Annotated in this window: 13 protein-coding genes; 3 read left to right on the top strand and 10 right to left on the bottom strand. The window is 69.2% G+C overall.

What is annotated here, in order from left to right; translation table 11 throughout:
* Positions 1 to 76: 76 nt before the first annotated feature.
* The 6 genes from ACSU6M_RS13815 to ACSU6M_RS13790 form a co-directional block, all read right to left on the bottom strand.
* Entirely contained in the window at positions 77 to 298 is a 222-nt protein-coding gene (locus tag ACSU6M_RS13815) for a DUF397 domain-containing protein (protein WP_437069965.1), read from the bottom strand.
* A gap of 274 nt (positions 299 to 572) precedes the next feature.
* Positions 573 to 1,406: a helix-turn-helix domain-containing protein gene (locus ACSU6M_RS13810; protein ID WP_437069963.1), complete on the bottom strand. Its 834-nt coding sequence runs from the start codon at positions 1,404 to 1,406 to the stop codon at positions 573 to 575.
* Positions 1,396 to 1,917, bottom strand: a complete 522-nt coding sequence (locus tag ACSU6M_RS13805) for a DUF6879 family protein (protein ID WP_437069961.1) — start codon at positions 1,915 to 1,917, stop codon at positions 1,396 to 1,398. The genes ACSU6M_RS13810 and ACSU6M_RS13805 overlap by 11 nt, the downstream gene beginning before the upstream one ends.
* On the bottom strand, positions 1,901 to 2,107 hold the full coding sequence (locus ACSU6M_RS13800; RefSeq protein WP_437069959.1) for a hypothetical protein: 207 nt from the start codon (positions 2,105 to 2,107) through the stop codon (positions 1,901 to 1,903). The genes ACSU6M_RS13805 and ACSU6M_RS13800 overlap by 17 nt, the downstream gene beginning before the upstream one ends.
* Positions 2,108 to 2,248: 141 nt before the next feature.
* Positions 2,249 to 2,437, bottom strand: a complete 189-nt coding sequence (locus tag ACSU6M_RS13795; RefSeq protein WP_437069958.1) for a DUF397 domain-containing protein — start codon at positions 2,435 to 2,437, stop codon at positions 2,249 to 2,251.
* An 11-nt stretch (positions 2,438 to 2,448) separates the two neighbouring features.
* The gene (locus ACSU6M_RS13790) at positions 2,449 to 3,300 is read right to left on the bottom strand and encodes a helix-turn-helix domain-containing protein (RefSeq protein ID WP_437069956.1); all 852 of its coding nucleotides are present in this window, start codon (positions 3,298 to 3,300) and stop codon (positions 2,449 to 2,451) included.
* 224 nt (positions 3,301 to 3,524) lie between these two features.
* Here ACSU6M_RS13790 and ACSU6M_RS13785 point away from each other — a divergent pair, with 224 nt between their 5' ends.
* Complete coding sequence (locus tag ACSU6M_RS13785) at positions 3,525 to 3,971, top strand: ATP-binding protein (RefSeq protein ID WP_437069954.1); 447 nt, start codon at positions 3,525 to 3,527, stop codon at positions 3,969 to 3,971.
* A gap of 16 nt (positions 3,972 to 3,987) precedes the next feature.
* Here ACSU6M_RS13785 and ACSU6M_RS13780 read toward each other — a convergent pair whose 3' ends face one another.
* The gene (locus ACSU6M_RS13780) at positions 3,988 to 4,545 is read right to left on the bottom strand and encodes an acyl-CoA thioesterase (RefSeq protein WP_437069952.1); all 558 of its coding nucleotides are present in this window, start codon (positions 4,543 to 4,545) and stop codon (positions 3,988 to 3,990) included.
* Between the two features lie 119 nt (positions 4,546 to 4,664).
* On the opposite strand from ACSU6M_RS13780, the gene ACSU6M_RS13775 reads away from it, so the two are divergent.
* Positions 4,665 to 5,954, top strand: a complete 1,290-nt coding sequence (locus tag ACSU6M_RS13775) for an LCP family protein (RefSeq protein ID WP_437069950.1) — start codon at positions 4,665 to 4,667, stop codon at positions 5,952 to 5,954.
* A gap of 33 nt (positions 5,955 to 5,987) precedes the next feature.
* On the opposite strand, the gene ACSU6M_RS13770 is transcribed toward ACSU6M_RS13775, so the two are convergent.
* Positions 5,988 to 7,442, bottom strand: coding sequence for an LCP family protein (locus ACSU6M_RS13770; RefSeq protein ID WP_437069948.1), 1,455 nt, complete (start codon positions 7,440 to 7,442; stop codon positions 5,988 to 5,990).
* 144 nt (positions 7,443 to 7,586) lie between these two features.
* On the opposite strand from ACSU6M_RS13770, the gene ACSU6M_RS13765 reads away from it, so the two are divergent.
* Positions 7,587 to 8,624 (top strand): glycosyltransferase family 2 protein, encoded by a 1,038-nt coding sequence (locus ACSU6M_RS13765; protein WP_437069946.1) that lies wholly within the window; start codon positions 7,587 to 7,589, stop codon positions 8,622 to 8,624.
* 60 nt (positions 8,625 to 8,684) lie between these two features.
* Here the strand turns inward: ACSU6M_RS13765 and ACSU6M_RS13760 are convergent, their stop codons facing one another.
* Together ACSU6M_RS13760 and ACSU6M_RS13755 are read right to left on the bottom strand one after the other, a co-directional pair.
* On the bottom strand, positions 8,685 to 10,226 hold the full coding sequence (locus ACSU6M_RS13760; RefSeq protein ID WP_437075125.1) for an LCP family protein: 1,542 nt from the start codon (positions 10,224 to 10,226) through the stop codon (positions 8,685 to 8,687).
* Positions 10,227 to 10,401: 175 nt separating this feature from the next.
* The gene (locus ACSU6M_RS13755; RefSeq protein WP_437069944.1) at positions 10,402 to 12,147 is read right to left on the bottom strand and encodes an LCP family glycopolymer transferase; all 1,746 of its coding nucleotides are present in this window, start codon (positions 12,145 to 12,147) and stop codon (positions 10,402 to 10,404) included.
* Between the last annotated feature and the right edge of the window lie 15 nt (positions 12,148 to 12,162).

Below are 12,162 nucleotides of genomic sequence, written 5' to 3'. Positions count from 1 at the left end.
GGTCGTTCCCCTGGGCGCAGGGTGCGGTCCGGCCGGCCCGCCGGAAAAGACAGAGGGGCCGACCGGGTGGGACGTGTCAGGCACTCAGCCCGAACCGCGCCGGGTCGATACCGGCCGCCGCCAACTCCGCCGAGGTGAAGCGCAGCGGCTCCAACTCCGGCCGCTTGCTGTCCCCGAGAGCCCAGACGCCGTCGGCGATCCGGGCGAGGACGACACATCCCTCGGTGCAGGGGCCGCCGCATGCCTGGACGAAGTCGACCGTGGTGATGTCGAGGTCGTACACGTCGGTCACGTTCATCGCTGTCCTTTCTGCGCTGCTGACCGCGGCTGGCGCTGACCGCCGCCGCGGGTTCCGAACGGCACGTCAGGGGAGGGGAGACAGGCGCCTCACGGCAAGTGCGCTTCCGCGTGGTGTCGACGAAGCTCGGCATTCCCTGGGAAGCAGCGCTGTGGTCGCCTTTTCCTTGCGGTATCCCGGTGCCTGCCATGGATCCCTCCCTCATTCGATGCCCCACTCATGATGGTGCGCAGCAAGAGAGATGCCCAGCTTTATTGGCGTAGTCGGGTAAAGGTCATGATCGAAACCGATGAGCCCATTCGGAGAGTAGCTCTCGACCTTCGTCTCCGAACGAGGCGGATCCTTCATGCACGGCGAATTCGGTCAGGTATGCGGATACGTCCCGGTGGTCACGGAAAATCATCGCACCGGTCTGCGTCTCGACTGTCGCTATCCGTGAGTCATAGACCGTGAAGGTGTTCAGCGGCGCCGTGGGCAGGTAGCCCTCCAATGGAATGACTCCGAGTCGGATGTTGGGCAGCAAACTGAGCGATATAAGCCTGTCCACTTGCACGGCCATGGCTGGGGCGGGAAGGAAGGGCCATCGCACTGCCTGTTCCGTCAGGATGAAAGTGAAGCGTTTGGAGGTGTCGTAGAGGACCGACTGCCGTTCCAGCTTCTTCGCAATCGCCTTGCTGTGGTCTCCGGGAATGTGAGCCAGGCTGGCCCGGACGTACTCCGGGGTTGCGAGCAGGCCGGTCACCATGGACAGAAGGAAATAACGAAATTCACTGGAAGATCGCTCGAACCCGGCCAGTTCATTTTGCTTCTTTTCCAGACCTGTTCGGCGCTGAGACCAGACGTCTTGCCACTCGGTGTTGGCGGTGCGGGCCAGTTCCGCTATGCGGGAGGCAAGATCAGGGGGTGCTTCCAGTGCTCTGAGAATCAGCTCGACATCAACGAGGGTCGGTGTCAGCTTCCCGCGTTCGATATTGCTGATCTTGGTCTGGGACATGTTGCAGCGCTGAGCGAGCCGGATCTGCGTGATCCCGGCTCGCTTGCGGAGCGCATTGAGCATCTCAGCCAGGTCTGCCCTGGACTGGCCCAGCTCGTTCGGTTCAAACGTCAAGGCCCTTCACGTACTCCTCGAAGGGCACCGACTCGGCCAGCGCGATGCGCTGGTATTCGATGAAGGGTGCCACGTCACCCTCGTACACTTCTCGGCTGATCTGCGTGCCGTCGGGCTCGTAGTTCATCAGCACGACTTCCTTCTTGTCGAACATCCAGAAGTCCTGGACTCCGGCCAGAGGATTGTCCCTGCCGGTCACATCCATGATTCTGATGTCCTCGCCGGCCCACACATGCGGCCGGTAGTACATGAACTCGTACTGAAGGTAGGTCGAGAGGGGGCGGGTGACGATGTGGACGCGGCCCTTGCTCTTTCCTTCTCGGCGCACCCTCCTCAAATCCTCGGTGTAGGCGTTTGAGTGGGTGTGAGGGTCGATGCGTTCACCTGCCAGGTAGGCCCGGATCTCTTCTTCCTCCTGGGGGACGTTGTAGGCGGGAAGGGTTTCCAGTCGCCACGCCTCGTGTTCGAAGTCCCGGAATTTGGCCTGCCAGGCGTCACCATCCAAGAGCACGAACAGCCTCCCTGAGAACCGTTTCGGGGATCTCCACCAGGGCCTCACCCTCCGGAGGTCGGAAGGCGGAGGAGAGGTCGCCCTGAACAATGATCGAACCGCTTGCCGTCCGGTAGACGTTGGGGCAGTCGTTCTGGTTGCACTCCCCGTTTCCGTTACCGGTGAGCCGGGTCAGTTCTTCGCGCGGCATGCCGAACCCCCTTATGGCCGGCCCCCGGTGGGGCCTCCTCGAGACGACCGTACGAGGGTGACTCGCCTCCGTCCATGAAGGATCGCCAATATTTGCGTTGTCGGGTAAGGATCTTGGTCGCGACTCGGGAGGGCGGGCCCCTCAGGAGCGGGAAGCGGCTTCCGTCGCAAACGGGAGGAAGTCCGCCCACGAGGCCGAAGGGAAGACGAGGTGGGGGCCGGTGGCGGACTTGGAGTCGCGGATGTGGATGGTGGTGGGGGAGGTGGCTATCTCAAGACAGTTGGCGGCCTCCGCGCTGTACGTGGACTTCCGCCAGGTGAGTTCGGACATGGCAGGACTCCTCACAGTTCCTTGGCGATGCGGCGGATGAGGTCACGGGACTCGGGCTCGGGCAGGGCGCGCGACTCCATGCGGTCCAGCACTGAGCGGTACCGGTCCAACTGGGCTTCGGCGTCCAGGAATTCGCAGCCATGGTCAGTGTCCAGGACGACGGTGTCGAGCTGGGGGACCGGGCCGGTCGCGTAGGTGATCGGCTGGCCCGAGGCAGGGAAGCCGGTCTGGCCGAAGGGGATCACCCGCACGGTGACGGTGGGCTCCTCGCTCATCGCCAGGAGGTGGCGGAGCTGGGCGCGGGAGATGTCCGGGCCGCCGAAACCCATGCGCAGGGCCGCCTCGTGGACGACGGCGGTGTACGGCGTGGGGGTGCCCTCGAAAAGAACGGACTGGCGTTTCACCCGGTACGAGACGCGGTGCTCGATCTCGTACGGGCGCAGTGGCGGGACCGCTTCGCGCATGGTGGCGCGGGCGTGTTCCGGCGTCTGCAGCAGGCCCGGCATGTGGACCGTTACGGCGACGCGCATCGCACCGGCGTGGTGTTCGAGTTCGGCGAGGTCGAGGAGGCCGGAGGGAAGGTTGTCGCGGTACTCCTCCCACCACCCCCGTGTCCGGGCGCCCGTCATTCCGGCGAGGGCGTCGACGTACGCCTCGTCGGGACAGCTGTAGTTGCGCGCCAGCGTGCGTACGCGATCGGCACTCACGGCGTACCGGCCGGCCTCGATGTTGCTGATCCGTGCTTGCGGGCCGCCGAGCAGTGCGGCGGCTGCCGTCGAGGTGAGTCCCGCGCGTTCGCGCAGCTTCCGCAGCTCGGCGCCGAGGCGCTGCTGGCGCAGGGTCGTGGTGGGGGCTGGGGGCATGGCGCGTCGCTTCTCTCCTCGGCGTGGGCTCACAGCGTCACTCACACGGGTGGCTATTGGTAGATCTTCGGAGATCCAATGGAAGAACTTACAACTGCGCCGCTATGTTGTGCTCTGCCGCCCAACTCCCCGCCCCATAAGCCGGAAGCGCACCACCCCAGGCACTGCCACCGCACGGCGCGGCCGTTGGGTCAGCCCGCATCCCCTTCCTCCCGGAGGTCTCCATGGGCACCGTATCCCTGCCCGACACCTGGGTGTACGCCCTGCGCCTGCCGCATGACCCCAGAGCCGCACGCGTCGCACGCATGACCGTTCGGGCGGCGTTGGGCGGGCACGGCAGGCATGAACTGATCGACACCGTCGAGCTGTTGACGTCGGAGCTGGTCGGCAACGCCTACCGGCACACCCGCGGCCCCTGCTCCGTGCGGCTCACCGGGCTGAGCGACGGACGGCTGCGCGTCGGTGTGTGGGACAGCCATCCGCGCATTCCCGCGCCCTTCGGCGAGCCGCCCGGCCGCCGGGTCCCCGCCGCCCCACCCGACGCGGTCGGCGGGCGGGGGCTGCGCCTCGTGCAGGAGTGCGCCGACTCGTGGGGCGCGTTCTCCCTCGGGGGCGAGGCGCGCGGCGCCGGGAAGCTGCTGTGGTTCGAGGTGCGGGATCGGCGCCCCTGACCGGCGCCGGCCGGCTTCAGTCCTCGTACCCCTCCGCCGCCCTCTTCTCCCGCAGCTCCATGATCGCGCGCCGCCGCGCCAGGCGGTGGGTGCGGCGGATCTGGGCCTCCTGGTAGCGGCGGCGGTCGCGGTCGGTCTCGGGGATGACCGGCGGGACCAGCCGGGGCTTGCCGTCGGCGTCGACCGCGGCGAAGACGAGGTAGGCGGAACCGACCTGGGTCGGCGGGGCGGACTCGTTCCAGCGTTCCGCGAGGACCCGTACGCCGACCTCCATGGAGGTGCGGCCGGTCCAGTTGACCTGGGCCTTCACATGCACCAGGTCGCCGACGCGGACCGGCTCGAGGAAGGCCATCTCGTCCATGGAGGCGGTCACGGCCGGGCCGCCGCTGTGGCGGCCGGCGACCGCGCCCGCCGCGTCGTCCACCAGCTTCATGATCACGCCGCCGTGCACCGTACCCAGGAGGTTGGTGTCGTTGTGGGTCATGATGTGGCTGAGCGTGGTGCGGGACGCCGACGTGGGCTTGCCCGGGATGTCCGGATGGCTCGTGTCGGCGGTGCTGGCCTGGTCTGTCATGGCCTCCACCTTATGCCGAACCGACAAGCGGGGAATTTGTGTCAGGTTGGCAACAGCACTGCCCCCGTTTTCCTCCCTCTCTTGTAAAGCACACCTCCGCGCCCGGCACACTGGGGCCCATGAACGATTGGCCCGAGGGATGGTCCGACCAGAACCGCGACAACCGCGGCCCCCGCTACGGTCGCGGCAGCGCCGGCGCACAGCCCGAGGGCGCGCGGGTGATGCCGCAGGTCCGGCGCGGGCAGCCCGCGGGCGGCTACCAGGCGCCGCCGCAGCATCCCGGAGTCCCGCAGCAGCCGTCGTACGTCAACGGCGGCGGTGACGACTTCGGCGGCTACGACAGCGGCTACAACACCGGCCAGGTCTACGGCAGCCCCGCCGGCCGCGGTCCGGGCGGTCCGGGTGGGACGGGTCACACCGGCGGCCCGCGGCCCGACTGGCGCCGCCGTATCAAGTGGACCGCGATCACGGTCACGACCGTGCTGGTCGTCACAGCGGTCGGCACGTACTTCTGGGCCGACTCCAAGCTCAACCGCGAGGTCGACCTCTCCAAGGTCATCGAGCGGCCGGAGGCGGGCGAGGGCACGAACTACCTCATCGTCGGCTCCGACAGCCGCGCCGGCATGACCTCGGAGCAGAAGAAGGAACTGCACACCGGTTCCTCCGAGGGCAAGCGCACGGACTCGATGATGATCCTGCACACCGGCGACGGCGCCCCCACGCTGATCTCCCTGCCCCGTGACTCGGACGTGGAGATCCCCAGCTACAAGGGCTCCGAGTCCGGCAAGCTCTACGAGGGCACCGGCAGACACGTGAAGCTGAACGCCGCGTACGCCGAGGACGGCCCCGAGCTGCTGGTGCGGACCGTCGAGTACAACACCGGCCTGCACATCGACCACTACGTCGAGATCGGCTTCGCCGGGTTCGCGAACATCGTCGACGCGGTCGGCGGCGTCGAGATGGACATCCCGCAGGACATCAAGGACACCAAGTCCGGCGCGGACTTCAAGAAGGGCAAGCAGACCCTCAACGGCCAGGAGGCCCTCGCCTTCGTCCGCACCCGCTACGCGCTGGCCGGCTCCGACCTGGACCGCACCAAGAACCAGCAGAAGTTCCTCTCCGCCCTCGCCAACCAGGTCGCCACCCCCGGCACCGTCCTCAATCCCTTCAAGCTCTACCCGACCATGGGCGCGGGCCTGGACTCCCTCATCGTCGACAAGGACATGGGCCTGTTCGACCTCGCCGACATGTTCTGGGCCATGAAGGGCGTCAGCGGCGGCGACGGCAAGTCCATGAACATGCCCCTGGCCGGCTCCACCGGCGGCAACCTGCTCTGGGACAAGGACAAGGTCAAGACGCTGGTCGAGCAGCTCAAGAACGACGAGAAGGTCACCGTCTCGGGCGACTGAGCGACGGGGCCGCCGCCGATGGCGGCCCGCAGGCTACGAACACCCCACCTCGTCCCCCCGCACCACCCCGAACTCCCCTTGCCGGGCGTTCTCCGCTCGGACCTTGCGGACCTTGGTCCAGTCGGTGCCGACGATGACCTTGAGGGTGGGGCCCTGGCCGGGGACGGGGCGGAGTTCGCTGCCGGGGAGGGCGGTGGCGAGGGACTGGGCGGAGCGGTCCCAGCGGGGGTCGTGGGCGACGATCGTGCGCTTGACGTCGGGCCGGGCGGCGTTGGCCGGCTGGCGGGTGGTGCGGAAGCCGGTCGCGGCGAGGGCCGCGTCGACACGGCGGCCGAGGCCGGGGGTGGCGGTGCCGTTCTCGACCTGGACGCGGATCTGCTGGGGGGCGACCGGCACCAGGGCCGCGGGGGCGGTGCGGGGGCGGTGCGCGGCCAGCGGCTTGTCGTCGCGCAGGGACTGGAACAGCCGGGCCGACTTGACCGGGTCCCATTTCAGGGTGGAACCGATGCCCTCCACGGCGTAGCCCATCCGCCCGATGGGGACGGTGGCGAACTCCGAGGAGGAGGGGGAGAAGTTGCGCATGGCGCGGCCCAGGTCGAGCAGCTCGTCGGTGCCGAAGCCCCGGTCCGCGCGGACCGAGCCGAGCACCGCGCGGGTGACGTCACGGAACTTCAGCGGGTTCAGCAGGACCCCGGAGGAGGTCGCCCGCTCCACCAGCGCGGCCAGGAAGCGCTGCTGGCGCTGCATCCGGCCGAGGTCGGAGGCGCCGTCGACATGGCGGGCGCGGACGTACTGGAGGGCCTGGCCGCCGCTCAGATCGTGCTCACCGGGGGGCAGGTCGAGGCCGGTGTAGGAGTCCGTGAGGCGGTCGGCCGTGCAGATGCGCACCCCGCCCAGCACGTCCACCGTCTTCATGAAGCTGGTGAAGTCGACCTCCAGATAGTGGTCGATCTTCACTCGGGTCATCTGCTCGACCGTGCGCACGGTCAGCTGCGGCCCGCCCTCGGCGTAAGCCGCGTTCAGTTTCACCGGGTGCGGGTCGTGCCGTTCGCCGGTGGTGCGGTCGGTGTGGGCGGGCAGCTCGGCGTAGGAGTCGCGGGGGAGGCTGACGACGCTGGCCCGCTCCCGGTCCTCCGAGATATGCACGATCATGATCGTGTCGGTGCAGTGGCAGGGGGCCCCGCCGAGCCGGTACCTGCGGCGCTCGTCCTCGGTGATCCGGTCGCGGCCGTCGGTGCCGACGAGCAGGATGTTCGTGCCGTGCCCGGCGCGCGGCCGGTTCTTCATGTCCTTGAACGGGTCCACGCGGGCGATGTCCGCGTCGAGGCTGGTGACGACGGTGTGCCCGATGCCCGCGGCGGCGAGCACCACCACCGACAGGCTCGTGGCCACCCGCATGGCCCAGCGGGGCCGTCTGGTGCGGGGTGCGCGGCGGGGCGGCCGCGGGCGGGGCTGTGGCCGGCCGGGGGACCTGGGCGGCGTGGGCAAGGGACACCTCCGGGCGAGAGGGACACCTCCGGGCGAGGCCGTACGCGGATCGTGAGCACCGTAGGCCCATACGATCTGCGGTCCGGGGCGGCACCACGGCCGGGGCGCACCGGTGTCCCCCGTTCGCGGTAACGTGAGCCCCCTATGAATGCCAACTCCGACGTGCAGCTCCCCGCCGTTTCTGTGATCATGCCCGTCCTCAACGAGGAGCGGCATCTGCGTCACGCCGTCCAGGCGATCCTCGCGCAGGAGTACGCCGGCGAGATGGAGGTCGTGATCGCCCTCGGTCCGTCCACGGACCGTACCGACGAGATCGCGGCCGAGCTGGTGCGCGAGGACCCTCGCGTGCACACCGTGCCCAACCCGAGCGGCCGCACCCCGGCCGCGCTGAACGCGGCGATCAAGGCGTCCCGGCATCCGGTCGTCGTCCGCGTCGACGGCCACGGCATGCTCTCGCCGGACTACATCGCGACGGCCGTACGGCTCCTGGAGGAGACCGGCGCGCAGAACGTCGGCGGCATCATGCACGCCGAGGGCGAGAACGACTGGGAGCACGCGGTCGCGGCCGCGATGACCTCGAAGATCGGCGTCGGCAACGCCGCCTTCCACACCGGAGGCCAGGCCGGTCCCGCCGAGACCGTGTACCTCGGGGTCTTCCGGCGCGAGGCGCTGGAGCAGCAGGGCGGGTACAACGAGGAGTTCATCCGCGCCCAGGACTGGGAGCTGAACTTCCGTATCCGTGAGGCGGGCGGGCTGATCTGGTTCTCGCCCGAGCTGCGGGTGTCGTACCGGCCGCGGCCGAGCGTGAAGGCGCTGGCCAAGCAGTACAAGGACTACGGGCGCTGGCGGCACGTCGTGGCCCGCTACCACTCCGGCTCCATCAACCTGCGCTATCTCGCGCCGCCGGTGGCGGTGTGCGCGATCGCGGCAGGGATCGTGGTGGGCGCGGCGCTGACGCCGTGGGGCTTCGTGATCCCCGGCGGGTATCTCGGGGCGATCGTCGCGGGCTCGGTGCCGGCGGGCAAGGGGCTGCCGCTCAAGGCGCGGCTGCAGATCCCCGTGGCCCTCGCCACCATGCACATGTCGTGGGGCTGGGGCTTCCTGACCAGCCCCAGGTCGCTGGCCCGCAAGGTGATCGCGAGCCGGCGCCCGGCCGTGAAGGCGGAGGCCGGCACCCGCTGAAGATCGGCGCCGGCGGTGGTGCGCTCCCCGCAGTAGGGACCACCGCCGGGCGGGCCGCCGTCAGAAGCGGTAGGGCTCGTAGACGTCCATGCACTTACCGCTGTCCGCGCCGTTGAGCGCGTCGGCGTCCGCGGGGAGGTCACCGGCCTTCGGCGGGGTCTTCTTCGGATAGGCCGTGCCCGAGCGCCAGTCGGCACCCACCACCACCGTCACCCCGGAGACCTCGGGCGAGCGCTTGACCGAACTCAGCGGGATGCCCAGCGACTTGGCGACCCGCTGGGCGTCGCCCTGCAGGTCCGCGCTGGGGTAGCGCACCACGGTCAGCTCCTCGGCGTACGACCCCGAGGTGTCCGCCGCCGCCAGCGTGAACCCCTTCTGCACCAGGGCCTGCGCGAGTGCGCCCGCCCGGCCGTCGACCACGCCGAGCGTCTCGGAGCGGGTGGCGTTCTGCACCAGCACACCGATCTCGCCGGCCGGGGCGGCCGGGTCGGAGGACAGGACTTCCTTCGGCTTCCGCGTCGCCGGCTTCTCGGTGCCGTTCTTGTCGAAGGGCACGTCGTCGCGGAGCATCTCCCAGACCCGCTCGGCTGCGTCGCCCTTGGGGACCACATGGTTGCGGTTCTGGGGGTCCTCGGCCCACGGCATGGTCATCATGGTGATCCGCTCCGGCGGTACGGACTTCAGCTCCATGCCCAGGTCGTAGAGCTTCTTGACCGTGCCGATCTCCTCGGACACCGTCAGCGCGTCGGTCGCCGCCTCGGCCAGGTCCATCAGGCGGCCGGTGTCGGTGAACACGTTCTGCTTCCGCAGCTCGCGGATCATGGACGACATGTACATGTGCTGGGCCTTGGCCCGCTGGATGTCGCTGCCGAAGGCGTGCCGCGTCCGCAGCCAGCGCAGCGCGTCCTCGCCCTTGATCCGGTGCGGGCCCTTGGTCAGCTTCAGGCCCGAACCGCCGGGCACACCGGGCAGCGGACGGTCGTGCACGTTCTGGTTCACGCACACCTCGACGCCGCCGACGGCGTCGGCCATGTCGACCACGCCGGCGAAGTCGATCGTCATCCAGTGGTCGATGTAGACGCCGGTGAGGTTCTGCCAGGTGGCCAGGGTGCAGCCCGCGCCGCCGTGCGCCAGCGACTGGTTGATGATGTCGTTGGTCGCCGCGTACTCCGTGCCCGTCTCAGGGTCCGTGCACTTGGGTATGTCGACGCGGGTGTCGCGCGGGATGCTCACCACGGCGGCGCTCTCGCGGTCCGCGGACAGATGGATCAGCATCTGCACATCGCCCAGCGGGGGGTTGCCGCGGTTGTCCTTGCTGCCGCCCAGTGCCACGTTCTCGTCGGAGTTACGGCTGTCGGAGCCGATGAGCAGGATGTTCAGCGGCGTCTGCCCGGCGGCGTTCGGCGCGGTCCTGGTCGCCTTGGAGTCGCCGGAGTTGCGCTTGCCCTTGTCGATGTTGTTGTTCAGGTGCTGGTAGTAGAGGTAACCCGCCCCGGCCGTGCCCACGATGAGCACCGCCAGCGTGCCCGCCGACCACCTCAGCACCCGGTGTCTGCGCGGGGCGCGGCGTCTGCCGCGTCTGCGGTCGCCCGCCGCGTCCACGGACGGCGTGTCGTCGCCTCCGTCGTCGCGGTGAGCGTGCCGGGCCTGTTCGGCCGTCCCCTCCTGCACGCTGTTCTGCGTCACCTCTGAGTCCTCCCCACCCCTGGGCCGCCGAACGGGCCTGCCGCTCGCCCTTTAGGACGCGCGGCAGGCCCGCTCGGTCTCCTGCGTACGCTCAGCTGGCGCACTGAACCTTGTCTGCCGTGGTCTTGTCCGCCACGTCGATCTTCGCGGGGCCCGTCAGCGGGATGCCCGCCCCCTTGAAGTCCCGGCCCAGGGTCAGTGTCATCGTCGGCAGGCCCTGGGCGTTGGTCACACTCTCGCCCGGCTTCATCGCGGCACCGGACAGCCCCATCATCGCAGCGAGCGCGCGGGCCTGGTCGGCCTGCTCGGGCGCGTACTCCAGCGTGGTCTTCGCCAGGCCGGCCGGCGCGTTGCCGCCGTTCTCCGACTTGCTGACGCCCTTCTCCAACTGGAGCCAGCTGAGCGTGCTCTGCGCGGCGCCGTCCTTGCCGCTGCCGTTGAGGATCTGCACCCGCACCTCGGAGGCGGGCGCCTTGGTGCCCTTCAGACGGGCCGCGACGGCCGCCCTCTCCTTCTTCTGCTTCTGCTTGACCTCGGTGAAGGAGACGTCGTTCTTGATGGCCTCGAAGATCGGCGGCGCCTTCACCTCGTCCGGGACCACGGTCACCTTGATGGTCTCGTTGGGGTTGTCCTTCACCGGCACGGTGGTGAAGGAGATGTTCTTCGTCGGGACCTTCTTGATCTCCAGCGCGATGTCCTTGAGCGTGCCGACCTTGCCGATGGCCTTGTCGACGGTCAGTGCCTCGGTCGCCGCCTCCGCCAGCTTCACCAGCTTCTTGGGGTTGGTCAGCGTGTCGCTGGAGGACATCTTGCGCATCAGGGACGCCAGGAACTGCTGCTGCACCTTGATGCGGTCCAGGTCGCCCTCGTTGCCCCAGGCGTGCCGGGTGCGGACGAACGCCAGGGCCTGCTCGCCCTCGACCGTGGAGGGGCCCGCGGGCAGCACCAGGCCGGACTTCTTGTCGTTCACGGCCTTCTCGACACACACGTCGACGCCGTCCACGGCCGTGGTCAGCGTCTTGATGGCGTTGAAGTCGGCCATCATGAAGTGGTCCGGCTTGATGCCGGTCAGTTCGTGGACCGTGCGCATGGTGCAGCCCGCGTCCCGGCCGGCGACGCCGAGGCTGTAGCCGAAGCGCTCGTCCTCGACGCCCGGAATGGTCGCGAAGGAGCCGTCCTCCTGCTTGGTGTCGCAGTCCGGGATGTCCACCTTCATGTCACGCGGAATGCTCAGCACGGTGGCGTTCGTGCGGTCCTTGGCCACGTGCAGCAGCAGCGTGGTGTCGGCGTGACCGGTGGTGTTCTCCTTGTCGCCGTAGCTCTCGTTGCCCTCGCCGGTGCGCTTGTCCGTGCCGATCAGCAGGATGTTGAACGCCTCGTCCTTGCGGAAGTGGCTGGAGCCCGCGGTGCCGATGTCGGTCGTGTCGACATTGCCCTCGAGGTGCTTGAGGTAGAGGTAGCCGCCCACACCGGCGACGAGCACGACCAGCGCCATGCTGCCGCCGGTCCACATCACGATCTTCTTGGCCTTGCCCGCCTTCTTCGCCGGGCGCCGTCCCCGCCGTCCCGGCGGCGGCTCCTCGGGCGCCCCGCGGCGCCGGCGCGGCGACGGTACGTCCCGGGCGGGCGCCTCGGGTGTGCCGCGGCGCGGCGCGGCGGTACGGGAGCGGACCGCGCCCTCGGCGCGGCGCGCGGCGCTGCGCGGTCCGGGAACGCCCGCAGGCGACTGCGCTGGGGAATCACCCAGTCGCAATTCGTATTCGCCGGTGTTCGGATTGAGCACCCACTGGTCTGCGGGGTCGATGTTGTCCGCCCGCCCACGGCCTTGCGCGTCCACGGTTGTCCGAATCCT

Source organism: Streptomyces sp. enrichment culture (assembly GCF_964272895.1).
In the GTDB taxonomy this organism is placed as follows: Bacteria; Actinomycetota; Actinomycetes; order Streptomycetales; family Streptomycetaceae; genus Streptomyces.
This window is presented reverse-complemented; position numbering and strand designations above follow the sequence as displayed.

Excerpts from the sequence above, each read along its gene's own strand:
- ACSU6M_RS13775 (WP_437069950.1), top strand. The coding sequence starts at position 4,665 with ATGAACGATTGGCCCGAGGGATGGTCCGACCAGAACCGCGACAACCGC.
- ACSU6M_RS13780 (WP_437069952.1), bottom strand. The coding sequence starts at position 4,545 with ATGACAGACCAGGCCAGCACCGCCGACACGAGCCATCCGGACATCCCG.
- ACSU6M_RS13800 (WP_437069959.1), bottom strand. The coding sequence starts at position 2,107 with ATGCCGCGCGAAGAACTGACCCGGCTCACCGGTAACGGAAACGGGGAG.
- ACSU6M_RS13815 (WP_437069965.1), bottom strand. The coding sequence starts at position 298 with ATGAACGTGACCGACGTGTACGACCTCGACATCACCACGGTCGACTTC.
- ACSU6M_RS13765 (WP_437069946.1), top strand. The coding sequence starts at position 7,587 with ATGAATGCCAACTCCGACGTGCAGCTCCCCGCCGTTTCTGTGATCATG.
- ACSU6M_RS13785 (WP_437069954.1), top strand. The coding sequence starts at position 3,525 with ATGGGCACCGTATCCCTGCCCGACACCTGGGTGTACGCCCTGCGCCTG.
- ACSU6M_RS13795 (WP_437069958.1), bottom strand. The coding sequence starts at position 2,437 with ATGTCCGAACTCACCTGGCGGAAGTCCACGTACAGCGCGGAGGCCGCC.
- ACSU6M_RS13790 (WP_437069956.1), bottom strand. The coding sequence starts at position 3,300 with ATGCCCCCAGCCCCCACCACGACCCTGCGCCAGCAGCGCCTCGGCGCC.